This is a genomic window from Albimonas sp. (genome assembly GCF_055129145.1).
On the sequence record NZ_JBSRTQ010000009.1, the window covers coordinates 1 to 17,468 of the forward strand.

17 protein-coding genes are annotated in these 17,468 nt (G+C 70.2%); 2 read left to right on the forward strand and 15 right to left on the reverse strand.

Translation table 11 applies throughout. The features are described 5' to 3' along the window. The first annotated feature begins 143 nt into the window (after positions 1–143). The gene (locus tag ACTB72_RS02730; protein ID WP_463035449.1) at positions 144–779 is read left to right on the forward strand and encodes a hypothetical protein; all 636 of its coding nucleotides are present in this window, start codon (positions 144–146) and stop codon (positions 777–779) included. Between the two features lie 145 nt (positions 780–924). Continuing rightward, complete coding sequence (gene ykgO / locus ACTB72_RS02735) at positions 925–1,050, forward strand: type B 50S ribosomal protein L36 (RefSeq protein WP_463035450.1); 126 nt, start codon at positions 925–927, stop codon at positions 1,048–1,050. A gap of 406 nt (positions 1,051–1,456) precedes the next feature. Here ykgO and ACTB72_RS02740 read toward each other — a convergent pair whose 3' ends face one another. The 15 genes from ACTB72_RS02740 to ACTB72_RS02810 all read right to left on the reverse strand — a co-directional run bounded on the left by ACTB72_RS02740 (position 1,457) and on the right by ACTB72_RS02810 (position 17,334). Next, positions 1,457–2,704 carry a phenylacetate--CoA ligase family protein gene (locus ACTB72_RS02740; RefSeq protein ID WP_463035451.1) on the reverse strand — a complete coding sequence of 416 codons (1,248 nt, stop codon included), beginning with the start codon at positions 2,702–2,704 and terminating at the stop codon, positions 1,457–1,459. 28 nt (positions 2,705–2,732) lie between these two features. Continuing rightward, positions 2,733–3,272, reverse strand: a complete 540-nt coding sequence (locus tag ACTB72_RS02745) for a GNAT family N-acetyltransferase (protein WP_463035452.1) — start codon at positions 3,270–3,272, stop codon at positions 2,733–2,735. A gap of 4 nt (positions 3,273–3,276) precedes the next feature. Continuing rightward, complete coding sequence (locus tag ACTB72_RS02750; RefSeq protein WP_463035453.1) at positions 3,277–4,134, reverse strand: ABC transporter ATP-binding protein; 858 nt, start codon at positions 4,132–4,134, stop codon at positions 3,277–3,279. A 124-nt stretch (positions 4,135–4,258) separates the two neighbouring features. Then, entirely contained in the window at positions 4,259–5,548 is a 1,290-nt protein-coding gene (locus tag ACTB72_RS02755; protein ID WP_463035454.1) for an ABC transporter substrate-binding protein, read from the reverse strand. A gap of 117 nt (positions 5,549–5,665) precedes the next feature. Continuing rightward, complete coding sequence (locus ACTB72_RS02760; RefSeq protein ID WP_463035455.1) at positions 5,666–6,742, reverse strand: branched-chain amino acid ABC transporter permease; 1,077 nt, start codon at positions 6,740–6,742, stop codon at positions 5,666–5,668. A gap of 1 nt (position 6,743) precedes the next feature. Next, positions 6,744–7,742 (reverse strand): branched-chain amino acid ABC transporter permease, encoded by a 999-nt coding sequence (locus ACTB72_RS02765; protein ID WP_463035456.1) that lies wholly within the window; start codon positions 7,740–7,742, stop codon positions 6,744–6,746. Between the two features lie 39 nt (positions 7,743–7,781). Beyond that, positions 7,782–8,540 (reverse strand): ABC transporter ATP-binding protein, encoded by a 759-nt coding sequence (locus ACTB72_RS02770; RefSeq protein ID WP_463035536.1) that lies wholly within the window; start codon positions 8,538–8,540, stop codon positions 7,782–7,784. Between the two features lie 147 nt (positions 8,541–8,687). Next, positions 8,688–9,302 (reverse strand): hypothetical protein, encoded by a 615-nt coding sequence (locus ACTB72_RS02775; RefSeq protein WP_463035457.1) that lies wholly within the window; start codon positions 9,300–9,302, stop codon positions 8,688–8,690. 254 nt (positions 9,303–9,556) lie between these two features. Further along, positions 9,557–11,536 carry an AMP-binding protein gene (locus ACTB72_RS02780; protein WP_463035458.1) on the reverse strand — a complete coding sequence of 660 codons (1,980 nt, stop codon included), beginning with the start codon at positions 11,534–11,536 and terminating at the stop codon, positions 9,557–9,559. Between the two features lie 430 nt (positions 11,537–11,966). Then, positions 11,967–12,440, reverse strand: a complete 474-nt coding sequence (locus ACTB72_RS02785; protein WP_463035459.1) for an Hsp20 family protein — start codon at positions 12,438–12,440, stop codon at positions 11,967–11,969. Between the two features lie 158 nt (positions 12,441–12,598). Continuing rightward, positions 12,599–13,003 (reverse strand): hypothetical protein, encoded by a 405-nt coding sequence (locus tag ACTB72_RS02790; RefSeq protein ID WP_463035460.1) that lies wholly within the window; start codon positions 13,001–13,003, stop codon positions 12,599–12,601. A gap of 67 nt (positions 13,004–13,070) precedes the next feature. Then, positions 13,071–13,970 carry a trypsin-like serine peptidase gene (locus tag ACTB72_RS02795; protein ID WP_463035461.1) on the reverse strand — a complete coding sequence of 300 codons (900 nt, stop codon included), beginning with the start codon at positions 13,968–13,970 and terminating at the stop codon, positions 13,071–13,073. After that, positions 13,967–14,719 carry a trypsin-like serine peptidase gene (locus ACTB72_RS02800; RefSeq protein WP_463035462.1) on the reverse strand — a complete coding sequence of 251 codons (753 nt, stop codon included), beginning with the start codon at positions 14,717–14,719 and terminating at the stop codon, positions 13,967–13,969. Before ACTB72_RS02800 ends, ACTB72_RS02795 begins: the two co-directional genes overlap by 4 nt. A 124-nt stretch (positions 14,720–14,843) precedes the next feature. Then, positions 14,844–16,181 (reverse strand): glycolate oxidase subunit GlcF, encoded by a 1,338-nt coding sequence (gene glcF, locus ACTB72_RS02805; RefSeq protein WP_463035463.1) that lies wholly within the window; start codon positions 16,179–16,181, stop codon positions 14,844–14,846. A 1-nt stretch (position 16,182) separates the two neighbouring features. Then, positions 16,183–17,334 (reverse strand): FAD-binding protein, encoded by a 1,152-nt coding sequence (locus ACTB72_RS02810; protein ID WP_463035537.1) that lies wholly within the window; start codon positions 17,332–17,334, stop codon positions 16,183–16,185. Between the last annotated feature and the right edge of the window lie 134 nt (positions 17,335–17,468).

Consider the following 17,468-nt stretch of genomic DNA (forward strand, 5'->3'; position numbering starts at 1 on the left):
GATCGGCAAGATCATCGCCAAGGGCAAGCTGTACCAGCAGCGGCGCGAGGCGCGGCAGGCTCGGGCAGGGGCCGAGCGGCGGCCCGCAGCGTCCGGACACGCCCGCCATGCCCCTGCCCGCCCCGCGCCTCCCGCCCCCTCCGATGCCGCGCCTCCTGGCCTTTCTGGCGCTGGCCGCGCCGATCGCCCCCGTCGCGGCCAGGGATCTGTCCTGGGTGGTCGTGACAGGCGTGGAGGCGGGCGACGCCCTGACCGTGCGCGACGCGCCGCGCGGCGACGCCGCCGCCGTCGGCGCGATGGCGCCGGGGGCGCTCGTCGCCTCCACCGGCGAAACTGCGCAAAGCGCCGTCGAATGGACCCGCATCGCCTCGGGCGAGATGCAGGGCTGGGTGGCGAGCCGCTTCCTCGCCCCCGCCCGCTTCCGCATGCTGGAGGGCAGCGACATGCCCGTCGCCGGCATCTGCCATGGCTGGGAGCCGTTCTGGGACGTGCGCTGGCAGGACGGCATGATTTCGACGCGGACCATGACCAGCGAGGTCGAGGAGACCATGCCGATCACCGGCGTCCCCAAGGCGGAGGGCTGGACCCACGGCATGATCGAATCCCTCCGCCCGGACGGGACCCGCGTGCTGATCCGCTATGAGGAAGCTTCATGCGATGCCCTCCCGCTCGACGCCCCCGTGCTCGGACGCGGGTTCATGGTGGTGATCGCGGACGGTCGGACCAGCTGGCATTACGGATGCTGCCGGCCGCTGGAAGCGGCCCTGGCGACGGATTGACCCTACGTCGCAAGCCCCGGCGCGGAAACCGTTGCGGAAAGCGCCCCGGAGCCCTTGCGACTCCGTCCGCCCTTCGCTAATGCACGGGCTCCGAATTCACCTCGCCGAGATGAGGCGCCCGGCGTGGCGCCGAAGGAGACGCACGATGAAGGTCAAGAACTCGCTGCGGTCCCTGAAAGCGCGCCACGCGGACTGCCGCGTCGTGCGCCGCAAGGGCCGCGTTTACGTGATCAACAAGACCCAGCCCCGCTTCAAGGCGCGTCAGGGCTGAGCACGGCTGCCAGTCCCTTCCGGGGGCGGGTCGATGGATCTTGAAGGGGCCGCGTCCGATGGGGCGCGGCCCCTTTCGCTTGCCCGGTCCCTTTCGCTTGCAAGGGCGGCGACGCGGGGATGCCGCCGAACCGCCGGGAATCGCGCGGGCTTTCCCGGCCCGCCTTCACGTTTCGCCAACCCCGCCCCCTGCATCCTGCGTCTCGGCCGAAGGATGCAGGGGGGCTGCGGGATGAAGCTGTTCGCGATGTTCGATGTTGAGACATGGGCCGACCGGCTGCTCGACCGCCTGCTGGGCGAGCCCGCGCCGGGCCCCGAAGATGAGGCGGCCCTGCGCGGCTGAGCCGCGCACGAAAGCGCCCGCCGCCCGGTTCGGGGCGGCGGGCGTTTCAGGGGCCGCGGAGCCTTCAGCCGTAGGTCCGCACGTCCTCGATGACCTTGCCGTCGTTGGGCAGGCTGCCCGGGGCGACCAGTTCCACCGCACCCTTGAGCTTGAGCACCGCGGCGACGGTTTCGGAGACCCGGGCCGCGAACCCCTCGCCGGCCTCGGTCTCGACCAGCACCTTCATCACATCCTGCTCGCCATCCCGGCCCGCCACCACGCGGGCGCGAACGATCTCGGGGTGGCGCCTGACCAGGTCGGCCACCTGCTCGGGCCGCACGAACATGCCCTTGATCTTGGTGGTCTGGTCGGCGCGCCCCATCCAGCCCTTGATCCGCATGTTGGTGCGTCCGCAGGGCGAGACGCCTTCCAGCACCGCCGACATGTCCCCCGTCGCGAAGCGGATCAGCGGGTAGTCGCGGTTGAGCGTGGTGACCAGCACCTCGCCGACTTCGCCCGCCGGGACCGGATCGCCGGTGCCGGGGCGCACGATCTCCACGATCACGCCCTCGTCGACGATCATGCCCTCGACCGAGCCGTCGGGGCCCGGGCTCTCATAAGCGACATTGCCCAGATCGGCGGTGCCGTAGGACTGGTAGCAGGCGACGCCGCGCTCGGCGTATTCGGCCCGCAGGCTCGGAAACAGCGCCCCGCCCCCGACCGCGGCGCGCTTGAGCCGGGTCAGGTCCAGCCCCAGTTCGTCGCCCTTGTCGAGGATCACCTTCAGGAAATCGGGGGTGCCGGCATAGGCGGTGACCCCGCAATCGGCCATGGCGCGGGCCTGCAGTTCGGTCTGCCCGGTGCCTGCGGGCAGCACGGCGGCGCCGACCGCGGCGGCGCCGTTCTCGAACATCATGCCCGCGGGCGTCAGGTGGTAGGAGAAGCAGTTCTGCACCAGATCCCCCGCCCCGATGCCGATGGCGTTCAGGAACCGCCCCGCCCGCCACCAGTCGCGCGCGCCCCCGCCCGGCTCGTAGATCGGGCCGGGGGACTGAAAGACGTGACGGAAGCCCGCGGGGGCGAGCGTGGCGAAGCCGCCGAACGGGGGGGCGGCCTTCTGCTTTTCCGACAGCGTCGACTTGCGCAGCACCGGCAGGGCGGCGAGCGCCTCGGGCCCGGTGATCGCGTCGGGGTCCACGCCCTCCAGATGCGCCGCCATGGCGGGCGCGGCGGCGATGGCGTGGGCCACCAGCGCCGGCAGCGCCGATGCGAGGTCCGTGGCCCGCTGGTCGGCGGAGCGGGTTTCGAGGGCGTCGAAATAGCCTTCGGTCATGGCGTCTCTCCCGGTGGGGGCAAGATCTTCAGGGGGCGGGCGGCCCCCAGGGCGGTTCGGGGGCGAGCGGACGGCCCATGCGGAACATGCCGTCGGCCTCATGCCCGGTGCGCGCGAAGCCGAGGCCGAGATAGAGCCGCTCCGCCCGCACGTTGCCGTGCCTGACATTCAGCGTCATGTCTTGCGCCCAGGGCATCAGCGCCCTCGCGGCCGCTGCGGTCAGGCGGACCAGCGGGCGCGAAAGCCCCGTGCCGCGCCGGGCGGGGTCGGTGACCAGGTAGCCCAGATGCGCGGCCTCCCCGTTCGCCCGGATGCAGAAATGGGCGATGGGGACGCCGTCGGCCTCGGCATAGAGAAAGGCGAGGTCGGGCTGAGCCAGCAGCGCCGCCCACTCCGCGTCCACGAAGGGGAAGCGCGCCAGCGGATTGACCCGCAGCAGATCCTCTTCGTCGGTGAACCAGCCCGAAAACGGCGCCAGCGCCACCGGGCGGTTGCGCCGCCAGACCAGCCCCTCGGCCTCGCCGGAGACGGGCAGCTCGGCCGGAGGGGCCCCGGGATCGACCGCCATCGCCTCAGCTCAGCCAGCGCTTGCGGCGGCGGTAGGAGCGCACGTCGCGGAACGACTTGCGGCCCTGGTCGGACATGCCGAGGTAGAATTCCTTGACGTCCTGGTTCTCGGCCAGCGATTTCGCCTCGCCGTCCATCACCACCCGGCCGTTTTCGAGGATGTAGCCGTAATGGGCGTAACGGAGCGCCACGTTGGTGTTCTGCTCGGCCAGAAGGAAGGTCACGCCCTCCTTCTCGTTCACCGATCTGACGATCTCGAAGATCTGCTCGACCAGCTGCGGGGCGAGGCCCATCGAGGGCTCGTCCAGCAGCACCGTCTCGGGCCGGGACATCAGCGCGCGGCCGATGGCGCACATCTGCTGCTCGCCGCCCGAGGTGTAGCCGGCCTGGGAGGAGCGGCGTTCCTTCAGGCGGGGGAAATAGGCGTAGACCATCTCGAGATCCCGCTTCACGTCGGCGGAACTGTTCCGGGTATAGGCGCCGGTGAGGAGGTTCTCCTCCACCGTCAGATGCTCGAAGCAATGCCGGCCTTCCATCACCTGGATCAGGCCGCGCTTCACGCCCTCGGCCGGGTCCTGGGCGGAGATGTCGGCGCCCCGGTAAAGGATGCGGCCCTTGGTGACTTCGCCCCGTTCGGATTTCAGCAGGCCGGAGATCGCCTTCAGCGTGGTGGTCTTGCCGGCGCCGTTGCCGCCGAGGATGGCGGTGATGCCGCCCTTGGGCACGGTCAGCGACACGCCCTTCAGAACCAGAATGACGTGGTTGTAGATGACCTCGACATTGGAGACCTGCAGCAGCGGCTCCCCCTTGGCCGGATCGGCGGGGGTGGAGACGGGGGGCTCGGCGATGGCGGCTTCGGTCATCTGGCGTCGATGTCCCTTGCTGTCCGGGTCGCGCGCGGCGTGGCGCGCGGGGTCCGGCGAGAAAATCCGGGTCGGGGTGGGGGGGGGGCCGCGCGGGCCCCCGCCCCGTCTCATGAGGTCAAGATCACTCGCAGCTGCGCGGGGTGATGTTGTTCTCCTTGGCGAAGGCCATGGAGTCCTCTTCGATCAGCGGCTGCACGATCTCGTCGTCCGGCGCGATGAAGTCGGTGATCAGCGTCCACTTCTTCGCCTTCGCGTCCCATTGCTGGATCGCCGCGAGATGCGGGGAGCCGTGGTCGGCGCAGGTGGTGGCGATCGCCGGGGCGAAGTTGGGCAGACCCAGCTCGGCCCAACGCTCTTCGGTGATGGTCAGCGTCTCGAGCGCGTCGCGCATGTCGGAGGGCGTGATGTCGGCCTTGCCGGTGGCCGTCTGGGCGCTGCGGATCGCCTCGGCCAGCACGGCGCCGGTGTAGATGCCGCGGGCGTAGAGCACTTCGCCGACCTTGCTGCCGTCGCCGGCCGCCTTGCCCTTGTCCAGCACGTAGGACTTGATGTCCTCATAGATCGGGAAGTCGGTGCCCGAAGCGTGCCAGGTGGCCGCCTTGTAGCCGTCCGCGCCCTCGCCGACCGGGGTCACGTCGGCCTCGGAGCCGGAGAACCAGGTGCCGATGAAGTGGTCCATCGGGAAGCGGATGTTCGCGGCCTCCTGCACGGCGGCCTGGTTCATCACGCCCCAGCCCCACATGAAGACGTAGTCCGGACGCTCGCGGCGGATCTGAAGCCACTGCGACCGCTGCTCCTGGCCCGGGGCGTCGACCGCGATCAGCGTCAGCTCATAGCCGTGCTTCTTGCTCAGGTCCTCGAGCGTGCGGATCGGCTCCTTGCCATAGGCGGAGTTGTGGTAGAGCAGCGTGATCTTCTTGCCCTTGAGGTCGCCGCCCTCCTTGTCGAGCGCATGCTTGATCATCACCGAGGCCGCGTCCCAGTAGGTGCCCGGCGTGATGAAGATCCACTTGAAGACCTTGCCGTTGGCGGCCGAGGTGCGGCCGTAGCCCACCGACCAGACCGGGATCTCGTCGGCTTCGGCCTTGGGGATCAGCTGATAGGTGATGCCGGTCGACTGCGGGATGATGACCAGCGGCTTGTCGCCCTTCAGCGACTCGTAGCACTCCACGCCCTTCTGGGTGTTGTAGCCGGTCTCGCATTCGGGGAAGGCGATCTTCACGCCGCCGATGCCGCCGTCACGCTCGTTGAGCATGGTGAAGTAGTCGCTCATGCCGTCGGCGTAAGGGATGCCGGAGGGCGCGTAGGCGCCGGTGCGGTAGCTGAGCAGCGGAATGGTCAGATCGGCGAGCGCGGGGCCCGCGGTCATCATGGCGGTCGCGGCCATGGCGGCGATGGTGGACAGTCTCATTTCAAGCCTCCCTTGAGTCGTCCGGGTTCAGATGGTCTCGCCCGGTTGGATCCGGGCTCGGGTTTCTGGGGGCGCGCGGCCGGCCTCCCGCCGGCCACGCGCCCTGCGGCGTCCGCGTCAGTGCGGGAACGGCCAGAGCCGCAGCTTCTCCTTCGCCAGCCGCGCGAGCTGGGCGAGGCCGTGCGGCTCCACGATCAGGAACAGCACGATCAGCCCGCCGACGATGATGAATTCGAAATGGGTGGCGAGCGTGGTGTCCCAGCCGAACTGGCCGACCATCACGTTCTTCAGCAGCACCGGCATCATGATCATGAAGGCGGCGCCGGCGAAGCAACCGAAGATCGAGCCCAGGCCGCCGATGATGATCATGAACAGCACCAGGAACGACTGCTGGATGCCGAAGGCCTCGGTCGGCTCGGCGGCGCCGAGATAGACCGCGAAGAACAGCGCGCCGGCCACGCCCACGTAGAACGAACTGACCGCGAAGGCGATCAGCTTGGTCTTGAGCGGATGCACCCCGATGATCTCGGCGGCGATGTCCATGTCCCGGATCGCCATCCACTGCCGCCCGACCTTGCCGCGGGTCAGGTTGCGCATCAGCCAGGCCAGCAGCACCACGAAGGCGAGGCAGAAGAGATAGGACGCCCAGGCCGGCACCTCGGCCCCGGTGACCGGGATGCCGAAGACCGTGCGCTCGGGCGCGGTGATCTGGCCGGTGGCCGAATAGTTGAAGAACCACGGCGCCTTGTTGAACAGCCACACCAGAAAGAACTGCGCCGCGAGCGTCGCCACCGCGAGGTAAAACCCCTTGATGCGCAGGCTCGGCAGCCCGAAGGCCGCGCCGACCAGCGCGGTGATCCCCCCCGAGATCAGCACCACGAAGAAGATGTTGAGGTCCGGGAACGAGGTCATCAGCTTGTAGGACGCGTAGGCCCCCACCGCCATGAAGCCGCCGGTGCCCAGGCTCACCTGACCGCAATAGCCGGTCAGGATGTTGAGCCCCATCGCGGCGATGGAGAACACCAGGAACGGCACCATGATCGACTTGGCGTAGTAGCTGTCGATGACCAGCGGGATGATCCCCGCCGCCACGATCAGGATGGCGTAGTAGCGCCAGCGGTCGAAGGCGATGGGGAAGGTCTGGGCGTCGTCGACATATGTCGTCTTGAACTCGCCCGCTTCACGGTAAAGCATCTCAGACCCTCTCGATGATCTTGTCGCCGAACAGGCCCTGCGGCCTGAACACCAGGAAGACGAGCGCCAGCACGTAGGCGAACCAGTTCTCGGTGGCCCCCCCGACCAGCGGCCCCACGTAGAATTCGAACAGCTTTTCGCCGACCCCGATCATCATGCCCCCGACGATGGCGCCGGGGATCGAGGTGAACCCGCCCAGCATCAGCACCGGCAGCGCCTTGAGCGCGATCAGCGACAGCGAGAACTGGACGCCGGATTTCGCCCCCCACATCGACCCCGCGACCAGCGCCACGAGGCCGGCGATGGCCCAGGTCACCACCCAGATGTAGCGCAGCGAGATCCCGACCGAGAGCGCGGCCTGATGGTCGTCGGCCACCGCCCTGAGCGCCCGCCCGGTCTTGGTGTACTGGGAGAAGGCGGTCAGAACGATCACCAGCGCGATGGCGACGCAGGCCGCGATCACGTCGAGCGTGTCGACATACATCCCCCAGTAGCCGTCGTCGGACGCCCAGGTCCGGGTCATGTCCTCGACCCAGATCGATCCGCCCTGCGGCAGCCCGAGGTCCATGGTCTTGATGTCCGACCCCCACATCATGTCCCCGAACCCCTCGAGGAAATAGGCGAGCCCGATGGTGGCCATGAACAGGATGATCGGCTCTTGGTTCACCAGATGCTTGAGCACCACCCGTTCCACGAGGATGGCGAACAGAACCATCACCGCCAGCGCGCAGAGCGTGGCGAGGATCGCGGGCATGGTGAAGCCGAAATTGTGCACCTCTGTGCCGAACACGGCGTTGATCAGTTCCGCGAACGGGATCTGCCCGTTCTGGAAGCCGACCAGCGTCAGCGCGGCGAAGAGCGACATCACCCCCTGCGCGTAGTTGAAAATGCCCGAGGCCTTGAAGATCAGCACGAAGCCCAAGGCGACCAGCGAATAAAGCACGCCGGTCATCAGGCCGTTGATGATCACCTCGATGGTGTTGAGCAGTCCGATGCTCATGCCGCGGTCCCCTCCCTGTCAGGATCGCGTTGAAGAAGATCAGTCGTGAGAAACGCCGAGATAGGCGTCGATCACATCCTGGTTGGCGCGCACCTCTTCGGGGGTCCCGTCCCCGATCTTGCGCCCGTAGTCGAGCACCACCACCCGGTCCGCAATGTCCATGACCACGCCCATGTCATGTTCGATCAGCGCGATGGTGGTGCCGAATTCGTCGTTCACATCGAGGATGAAGCGGCACATGTCCTCCTTCTCCTCCACGTTCATGCCGGCCATCGGCTCGTCCAGCAGCAGCAGCTTGGGCTCCGCCGCCAGCGCCCGGCCGAGCTCGACCCGCTTCTGAAGACCGTAGGGCAGACGGCCGACCGGGGTCTTGCGGATCGCCTGGATCTCGAGGAAATCGATGATCTCCTCGACCCGGCGGCGATGCTCGACCTCTTCGCGCTCGGCCCCGCCCTTCCAGAAGGTGTGCTGCCAGAAGTTGGTCTTCATCAGGGTCATCCGACCCGTCATGATGTTGTCGAGCGTCGACATGCCCTTGAACAGCGCGATGTTCTGGAAGGTCCGCGCGATGCCCTGATGGGCGATCTGGTGCGGGCGCATCGGGCCGCGCTTCTCGCCGCGGAACCAGATCTCGCCTTCCTGCGGGTGGTAGAACCCGTTGATCACGTTGAGCATCGACGACTTGCCGGCGCCGTTCGGGCCGATGATGGCGCGGATCTCATGTTCGCGGATGTCGAAGGAGATGTCCTTGATCGCGGTCACGCCGCCGAAGCGCAGCGTGATGTTCTTCATCTCCATCACCACGTCGCCGACGCGGCGCGGATCGATCCCGTGAGCCTGCTCCTGCGCGGCGTAGGACGCGTCGTCCTTCGCCGCCTCGACGGCTTCGATGCTCATGCGGCCTCCCCCTGGCGCCCGCGCGGACGGCGGGCGCCGGCGCGTGTGTCAACTTTCATTCAGGCATTCCCCGACGCCGTCCGGCTCCTCCACCGCGGCGAAGAAGACGAAGCTGTCGTTCTGGCCGATCTCCATCACGATGGAGACCTGCACGCCCGGACGCACGTCGTCCCGGGTCTTGATCTTGCGGGCGTAGACGCGCGGACCGAACTGGCAGTCGATGTCGCGGAACTCGCGATTGGAGACGTTGTTGGCGATCCAGCTTTCGAACTTGTCGCGCAGCTCGGTGATGTTGAGGTTGACCGAGGTCCAGGTCTCGTCCGGGTAGCCGATGCGGCAGCCGCGGAAGGTCTCGCCCTTGATGGCGACGGTCATCGGGATCAGACGCAGCCAGCCGGCCGGGCTGGTCCAGACGTCGCCCTGGGACCGCAGATCGATGCGGTTGGCCTCTTCGGTCGACAGCTTGGTCAGTCCCTCGATCACCAGCGGCCTGGCGCTCATCACCGGCGTGGCGCAGCGGTCCATGGCGTAGCTGAACCACTCGTCCTCCACATTGCCGGCGCGGGCGGCGGCGGGGACGAAGAGGGCGCAGACCCCGACGAGGGCGAGCAGAAGGCCGGCGCGATGGACGGGACGTTGCGGGAACAGGGGCGATTGCGGCATCACGGAACTCCGAAGCCTGCGGAGACGCCCGACCGGGCGGCGCCGCGCATACGCGATCGTCCCCGCGCGGTCCCCGGCCCCCTGCCCCGGCGACGCCGCCGGGGTCGAGGGCCGGAGCCGCGACGGCGACGACTGAACAGGTTCGGAATACCGGATGCGACCGCCGGACTGAACCGGATTTTCAGCCGGACGCGCCCGACCGCCCGCGTTCCCGCTCGGGTCGCTTGCGGTCCCTCTGGCTGCCCGGCGGAGGCTCATTCGGCGGCGACCTGCGTCGCGGCCGGGAACACGCGCGCGTCCCGGATCTCCAGCGTGCCGTTGATCTGACCCTTGCGCCCGTCCTCGTAAGTCACCTCGACCGAGGCGTAGACCGACGGGCTGCCGTCATAAAGCGCCGCGATCAGGGCCGCGTAACGCTCCGCCACGAAGCGGCGACGGACTTTCCGGGTGCGGGTGATCTCGCCGTCGTCGGCATCCAGCTCCTTGTGCAGGACCAGGAAGCGCGAGATCTGGCAGCCCGACAGCATCGGGTCGGCGGCGAGGTCGGCGTTCACCTCCTCCACATGCTCCTGGAGCATGGCGTAGACCTGCGGATGCGCGGCCAGTTCCTGATAGGAGGCGTAGGAGACGGCGTTGCGTTCGGCCCAGTTGCCGACCGCGGTCATGTCGATGTTGATCATCGCGGCGCAAGTCTCGCGGTCGGCGCCGAACAGCACGACTTCGAGGATCGCCGGATAGAACTTCAGCTTGTTCTCGACGTATTTGGGCGCGTAGAGGCTGCCGTCGGCCATCTTGCCCACGTCCTTGGCCCGGTCGATGATCTTCAGATGGCCCGAGGCTTCCTCGATATAGCCGGCGTCGCCGGTGGCCACCCAACCGTCGGCGTCCTTGGTCTCGGCCGTCGCCTCGGGATTCCGGAAGTATTCCACGAAGGCGCCCGGCGAGCGGTAGAAGATCTCGCCCGACTCGGCGATGCGGATCTCCACCCCCGGCGCGGGCACGCCGACGGTGTCGGCGCGGACCTCGGCGTCGGGCTGGATGGTGATGAACACCGACGCCTCGGTCTGGCCGTAGAGCTGCTTGAGGTTGATGCCGAGCGACCGGTAGAACTGGAAGATCTCCGGCCCCACCGCCTCGCCGGCGGTGTAGCCGACCCGGATCCGGGAGAGCCCCAGCGCGTTCTTCAGCGGCCCGTAGATCAGGACCTCGCCCAGCGCGTATTTCAGCCTGTCCCCGCCCGAGACCGGCTTGCCGTCGAGGATGCGGGCCCCGACCTTGCGGGCGTGGTTCATGAAATAGTCGAACATCTTCTTCTTGAGCGCCCCGGCGTCCTCCATGCGGATCGAGACGTCGGTGAGCAGCGTCTCGAAGATCCGCGGCGGGGCGAAGTAATAGGTCGGTCCGATCTCCTTGAGGTCGGCCATCATCGTGTCCGGGCTCTCGGGGCAGTTCACGCAGAAGCCGGCGACATAAGCCTGGCCCATGGAGAAGATGAAGTCCCCGACCCAGGCCATCGGCAGATAGGCGAGCACCTCGTCCGCGTCCGACAGCTTGTCGAAAGCGACCGTGGCCCGCGCGGTCTTGACGATGTTGTCGTTGGACAGGACCACGCCCTTCGACCGCCCGGTGGTGCCGGAGGTGTAGAGCATCACGCAGGTGTCGGACCCGGTCTGGGCGGCGCAGATCGCGTCGATCCGAGGCCCGAGCGTCGCCGCGGCGGCGCGGCCGCGCGCCTCGATGGCGTCCATCGGGTGCAGGGCGGCGTGGTCGTATTTGCGCAGGCCGCGGGCGTCGAGATAGACGATCTCGCGCAGCAGCGAGACGCCCTCGCCGAGTTCCTTGGCGGCGAGCAGCTTGTCCACCTGCTCCTGATCCTCGACCACCGCGAAGGCGGCGCCGGAATGGCCAAGCACATAGGCGGTCTCTTCGGCCGAAGCGTCGGCGTAGACCGGCACCGGGATCGCGCCGCACATCTGGGTCGAGACCATCGACCAGTAAAGCTTGGGCCGGTTCTTGCCGATCACCACCACGCTTTCGCCGGGGGCGAGGCCGAGATCCATCAGCCCCATGGCGAGCGCCCGGGCCTCTGTGCGCAGCTCGGCCCAGGACCAGGTCTGCCAGATGCCGAACATCTTCTCGCGCGCGGCGGGGCGGGCGCCCCGGGCGGAGGCGTTGTGGTCGAGCAGCTTCGGAAACGTATCGAGCGCGCCATCGGGCGCGTGCGCGGTGCTCACCGGCGATGTCCTCCCTGCGGTCCGCGCCGGCTTGGCCCGCGCGGCAACCCCCTCGCGCCTTCGCGCGCAACCTGCGCGTTCCTTCGGTCTGCGTCCCGCCGGTCTCCCCCCGATGCGCCCGCCTCCCGCTGGGGAAGGTCGAGGCGTCGGGCCCGACGGTCGCGGCGTGGTCGCCGACGGCCGAATTCGAACGCTTGCGAATCTCTTAGACGATCGCTGCGTCACGCGCCAGAGGGCTGAGAGCCGCCCCGCATCGCCTTCGCGGCAAAGGCGAAACAGCCTCGGGGCTTTCCCGCGGGGCCCGTGCAGGCGCCCGATGCGCGAACGGCCCGCGAGCGTTCGCTCGCGGGCCGTCGTCGTCAAGGTCGGTCGGCGGAAGCGCGCCGGGGCGGGGGCCCGAAGCCCCTCCGCCGGCCTGCGAGGGTCGCGGTTATTCGGCCGCGCCCTCGATCGCCTTGGCCTGGGTCGCGGCGTCCGACGCGGTCGAGATCTCGATCCGGCGGGGACGCAGCGCCTCGGGGATCTCGCGCACGAGGTCCACATGCAGGAGGCCCGCTTCGGTGCGGGCGGCGACCGGGCGCACATGGTCGGCGAGCTGGAAGCGACGTTCGAACGCCCGCTCGGCGATGCCGCGATGCAGGAAGTGACGCTCGCCCTCGCCCTGCGGCTCGCGCTTGCCGGCGATCAGCAGCTGTCCGTCGCGGCTTTCGACCGTCAGGTCCTGCTCGCGAAAGCCCGCGACGGCGACGGTGATGCGATAGGTCGCCTCGCCGGTCTTCTCGATGTTGTAGGGGGGGTAGGCCGGCTGGGCGGTCTCGCCCGCCAGCGCCGCGTCCATGAGACCCGCAAGCCGGTCGAAACCGACGGTGGAGCGGTAGAGCGGCGAAAAGTCGAAATTGCGCATGGGGTGCATATCCTCTGCCAAGCGATATGTCCGGTCGGACCTTCCATCTGGACAGGCCCGGCGGCGGGTTCGCGGCCCCGACATTCGGCGGCCACGGCAGAGATCTGGGCGCCCGGCGTCCCCGGTTCAAGGGGGCGCCGGCCGGTCTCGTCGCCGGATCAGTCGGCCGCGACTTCCGGCGGGCGCGAGGATTTTCCGACGCCCGCGGTCATGCCCTGCACCTGCGGGGCCGACACGGTCTTTCGCGCCGCCGCCGGGCCGCCCGCGTCCGCCGACGCGCCGCCGGGCATCATCTCGCCGACCGAGCCCGGGCCGGACAGGAAATCGGGCATCCCGCCGTCGCCGCCGATGATCGAGGAGCCCGCCGCCGCGATCTTGCGCGCCACCGCCAGCGGCCCTTCGAGCGCGGAGAGCATGGTGGCGCCGACCGCGCCGGGGCTCGAGGCGTCGACGTTCAGCGGACCGCCGCCGTCCTTGCCGAGGTCGAACATTCCGAACGACGCCAGCAGGGCGATGCCCGCGCCGGGCATCAGCACGTATCGGCCGAGGATCTTGATAAGCATGGCGCTACTCCTGGTCTTCAACTCACGCGGGACGCGCGGGCATCCGGCGGGCGGGCCGCCGGACGGGTCATTCGCCGGGGGGCCGGACGCTCTTCCAGCTTCCCGGCCGCGTGGGCAGCAGGCCGGGGGCCTGGGCCTCCGGCCGCGGGGTTTCGACGCCACGGGTCCGAAGGATCTCCACCGGCGCGTCGCCGAAGCCGGGGGCGGCGGCGCGGCGCGGCGCGATCTCGGCCATTGCGCGCCGCAGACCGGGCAGCGTGTCGGACACCGCGGAGGCGTAGCTCAGACGCCGCCCCTTGGCCGAAATCACCCCGACCAGCCGCAGCGCCCCGTCCGGGCCGCGGGTCAGCACCGGCGAGCCCGACGACCCCGGATCCGCCTCGCAGTCGAGCTGCACCACGGGGCCATGCCGCTTCAGCACACGGCATGGCTCCTGCAGCGACAGCGCGCGGTCGCGGCCCTGGCCGTAGCTCAGCAGCGCCACCGCGTCGCCGGGCGAGGGCGCGTCGTCGGGCAGGTAATTGGGGAAATCGGAGACGAGCAGCGGCTGGTCGAGTTCGAGCATCGCCACATCGGCGGCGATGTCGGCGACGGTCGCCTCGGACCCGGTCCAGCGATAGCCCGGATGCGCCACGGCGCGGCGCACCTGGCGGACCGCCTGCTGGCCGTCGTCGCGCATCCCGGCGCGGAACCACATCGCGGCGCTGGGGCGGCGGCGGCCGGTCTCGTCATAGAGGCAATGGGCGGCGGTCAGCGCATGGCGGTCGTCGAAGAGCGTGGCCGTGCAATAGCCCGACCCGAAGTCGAGCCGCCCGACGCCGCGATATTCCATCTGCTCATGCGCGCTGAGCAGCCGGCGCGAGGCCGACAGGTCCGTCCCCTGCCCCGCCTGCTGGGCCACGGCGGGCGCGAAGCCCCAGGCGCAAGCGCAGGCGAGAACGGCGAGGAAGAGGCGGCGCGCGCTCATCGCCCGACCTCCGCTTCGGCCTTGCCGAGTTCGACCCGCAGCAGCGGCAGCAGCGGCGCGGCCTCCACCGCCAGCGCTGACCCGCGCCGGGCCGGGGGCGCGGCGTCCAGCGCCGCGACGATCACCGCGACAAGCTCCGGCCCGTCGGGCCCCTGGCGCAGCAGCGGCGCGCCGGAGACGCCGGGCGTCGCCTCGCAATCGGTGCGAATCATGCGCCGGCTGCGGTCGAGCACCTGGCAGCCGGTCTCGATCGACATCGCCTCGGGCCGGTCCTGGCCGTAGGAGATCACGGTCAGCCCGATGCCGTCGTCCAGGCGCGCCACCCGCATCGGGGTCGGCGCCGGGCCGGGCGTCGTCGGCGAAAGCTCCAGCATCTCCAGCCGGATCAGCGCCATGTCATTGGCCGGTCCCGGCGCGTCGAGATAGCCGGGCGCGAGCGCCAGGGCCGCGCCCCGCATCGCGGCGAGATACTGGCCGAGCCGATAGCCCGGCAGGAAGGTCAGCTGCGAAGCCCGCCACACCGCGCCGGTGCGCCGGTTGACCAGGCAATGCGCCGCGGTCAGCGCCAGGTCGGGGGCGATCAGCGTCGCGGTGCAACGCCCGGATCCGCCGATGTTCAGCCGCCCCACCGCGCCCCAGGCCGCCTGCGACGCCTCAGGCAGCAGAGTCCGCGCCTCGGTCCCCGCCCGCGAGGGCAGGACGAACACCAGGGCCATGCACAAGGCCAGAACACGGAACGCGATACACATGACTGCTGCATGAATGAATTTGCCGAGTCGGGCAACCCTGCGCCCGACTCATTCGTCCCAAAGTGGCGCATCTGCCCCAGGGGAAGCGGCGCGACAGGCGCGCTCGGGCGAACGTCCCGCGCGCTCAGGCGGGCGCGACCTCACGTGGCCGCCCGTCCGCCCCGAACCGCCCGGCGAGCGTCGGCGGCACCGGCCCGCCGGTCGCCCAGTCGAGCAGCTGCGCGGTGTGCACCACCGGCGCCCCGGCCGCCTCGCCGATCTGCATCATGCAGCCGATGTTCCCCGCCGCGATCACGTCGGGGGCGAGGGCGGCCAGCGTCGCCACCTTGCGCGCCTTCAGCTCGCCCGCGATGGCGGGCTGCATCAGGTTGTAGGTCCCGGCGGATCCGCAGCAGAGATGCGGGTCGCGCGGCTCGCGCACTTCGAACCCCGCCTCGCGCAGCAGGGACTTGGGGGCCTCCTTCACCTGCTGTCCGTGCTGGAGCGAGCAGGCGGAATGATAGGCGACTTTCAGCGGCGGCGCGGCGGGTCCGCCCTCGGGCAATTCCAGCCCGATCTCCTCCATCAGCTCCGAAATGTCGCGGGCGAGGCCGGCGACCCGCATCGCATCGGCGTGCATCGGATCGCCCTCGAACATGTGGCCGTAGTCCTTCACCGTGGTCCCGCAGCCCGAGGTGTTGATCACGATGGCGTCGAGCCCGTCGCCCTCGATCTCCCGCGTCCACGCCGCGATATTGGCGGCGGCGGAGCCATGCGACAGCGCGGTCTTGCCCATGTGATGGGTGAGCGCCCCGCAGCAGCCCATGCCCTTGGCCACCACCACCTCGCAGCCATGGCGGGTCATCAGGCGGATGGTGGCCGCGTTGATCTCGGGGTCGAGCGCGCGCTGGGCGCAGCCGGTCAGCAGGGCGACGCGGCGCCGGCGCGGCCCGGCGGAGGGGATGACGCCCGGCTGGTCCGCCGCCGACGGCCCCGCGACCCGGGCGGGCGCGATGGCGAGCATCGCCCGCAGCCGCGCCGGCATCAGGGCCGCCAGCGGCTTCGCCAGCCGCGCCCCCCTCATCGCCAGCCGGAACCGCCCCGGATAGGGCAGGATCCGCGCCAGCGCCGCGCGCAGAACCCGGTCGGCTAACGGGCGGCGATAGGTCTTTTCGATATGTTCGCGGGCATGGTCGACCAGGTGCATGTAGTTCACGCCCGACGGGCACGTGGTCATGCAGGCGAGACACGACAGGCAACGGTCGACATGGCGGACCACTTTTTCGTCGGCCGGGCGACCGGATTCCAGCATCTCCTTGATCAGGTAGATGCGCCCGCGCGGGGAATCCAGTTCGTCGCCCAGCACCTGATAGGTGGGGCAGGTGGCCGTGCAGAACCCGCAATGCACGCAGGCCCGCAGGATCTTGTTGGAATGCGCGATGGCCGGATCGCGCAGCTGGTCGGGGGTGAAGAGCGTCTGCATCTCAGCCTCGCATCCTTCCGGGGTTGAGCACGCGTCTGGGGTCGAACCTGGCCCGCAGCCCTTCGGAGAGCAGGGCGAGCGCCGGGGTCTCGGGCTGGAACGCGCCGGTCGCGGCGCGGTAAGGCGCGGCGGCGCGGATCAGCGAGGCGTGGCCCTTCAGCCGGGCCGCGGCGGCGCGGATGGCGGCGGCGGCCGCGTCGGTCTCGGGCGCGAGCAGCCACACCAGACCCCCGCCCCAGTCGTAGAGCGCGGCGTCGGGCGCGACCTCCGCCACGAAGCCCGGCGCGTCGGAGGGGCGGAGCGAGACCCTCCACACCGCGCCCGGCCGGTTGGCGAAGGCGGTCACGTCGCGCACCGCGCGCCAGGTGGCGGCGGTCGAGACCGGGTCGTCGTCGGTCTCCGCCGTCCCGAACCTTCCCAGCAGGCGGGCGAGACGCCCGGTGCGGTAGGCGACGGAGGGGCCCAGGCCCTCCACCCGGATCAGCGTGCGCGGATCGCCGCCCATGATCGTGGCCGGCAGATGCGCCGCGCCGGAGACGTCGTAGGGAGAACCCAGCGCCGCGGTCATCGCGCCCAGCGCCTCGGCGTCGGTCAGCCCGCGCAGGGTGAGGGTGGCCGCGGCCTCGGGCGCCGGCGCCAGCTTGAAGGCGAGCTCGGTCAGCACGCCCAGCGTCCCCCAGGATCCGGCCAGCAGCTTCACCAGGTCGTAGCCGGTGACGTTCTTCATCACCCGCCCGCCGTTCCGAAGAACCTGGCCGGTCCCGTCGACGAAGCGCACGCCCAGCAGCGCGTCCCGGCACGCCCCCGACTGCACCCGGCGGGGCCCCGAGACGTTGCAGGCCGTCACCCCCCCGATGGTCGGCTCGCCGCCGCCGCCGAGCAGCGGGCGATGGTCCATCGGCTCGAAGGCCAGCCGCTGCCTTTCGGCGGCGAGCAGCGCCTCGATCTCCGCCAGCGGCGTGCCGGCGCCGGCCACCAGCGTCAGCGCCCCCGGCTCGTAGAGCGTCACGCCCGAGAGGCCGGCGGTCGACAGCGTCGCCCCCGCCTGCACCGGCCGGCCCAGCGCCAGCCGCGAGCCGCCCCCCCGGATCTCCACCGGGGCGGTCAGGCCGGCGACGGCCTCGGCCAGTTCGGCCTCGCTCTGCGGTTCCAGCATTCTCTCTCCTTCGCCGGGCCTCACGGGACCCGACCTCGCAACCCGCGCCCGCCGGCGGTCACGCCGGCGCGCCTGCGGGGCTCCTCCTGCCTTCAGGAGGAGACGGGCCCCGCAGGCGCCCCCCCCCTCGG

Coding starts and splice junctions, on each gene's coding strand:
- ACTB72_RS02730 (WP_463035449.1), top strand. CDS start 144: ATGCCGCGCCTCCTGGCCTTTCTGGCGCTGGCCGCGCCGATCGCCCCC.
- ykgO (WP_463035450.1), top strand. CDS start 925: ATGAAGGTCAAGAACTCGCTGCGGTCCCTGAAAGCGCGCCACGCGGAC.
- ACTB72_RS02740 (WP_463035451.1), bottom strand. CDS start 2,704: ATGACCGAAGGCTATTTCGACGCCCTCGAAACCCGCTCCGCCGACCAG.
- ACTB72_RS02745 (WP_463035452.1), bottom strand. CDS start 3,272: ATGGCGGTCGATCCCGGGGCCCCTCCGGCCGAGCTGCCCGTCTCCGGC.
- ACTB72_RS02750 (WP_463035453.1), bottom strand. CDS start 4,134: ATGACCGAAGCCGCCATCGCCGAGCCCCCCGTCTCCACCCCCGCCGAT.
- ACTB72_RS02755 (WP_463035454.1), bottom strand. CDS start 5,548: ATGAGACTGTCCACCATCGCCGCCATGGCCGCGACCGCCATGATGACC.
- ACTB72_RS02760 (WP_463035455.1), bottom strand. CDS start 6,742: ATGCTTTACCGTGAAGCGGGCGAGTTCAAGACGACATATGTCGACGAC.
- ACTB72_RS02765 (WP_463035456.1), bottom strand. CDS start 7,742: ATGAGCATCGGACTGCTCAACACCATCGAGGTGATCATCAACGGCCTG.
- ACTB72_RS02770 (WP_463035536.1), bottom strand. CDS start 8,540: ATGGAGATGAAGAACATCACGCTGCGCTTCGGCGGCGTGACCGCGATC.
- ACTB72_RS02775 (WP_463035457.1), bottom strand. CDS start 9,302: ATGCCGCAATCGCCCCTGTTCCCGCAACGTCCCGTCCATCGCGCCGGC.
- ACTB72_RS02785 (WP_463035459.1), bottom strand. CDS start 12,440: ATGCGCAATTTCGACTTTTCGCCGCTCTACCGCTCCACCGTCGGTTTC.
- ACTB72_RS02790 (WP_463035460.1), bottom strand. CDS start 13,003: ATGCTTATCAAGATCCTCGGCCGATACGTGCTGATGCCCGGCGCGGGC.
- ACTB72_RS02795 (WP_463035461.1), bottom strand. CDS start 13,970: ATGAGCGCGCGCCGCCTCTTCCTCGCCGTTCTCGCCTGCGCTTGCGCC.
- ACTB72_RS02800 (WP_463035462.1), bottom strand. CDS start 14,719: ATGTGTATCGCGTTCCGTGTTCTGGCCTTGTGCATGGCCCTGGTGTTC.
- glcF (WP_463035463.1), bottom strand. CDS start 16,181: ATGCAGACGCTCTTCACCCCCGACCAGCTGCGCGATCCGGCCATCGCG.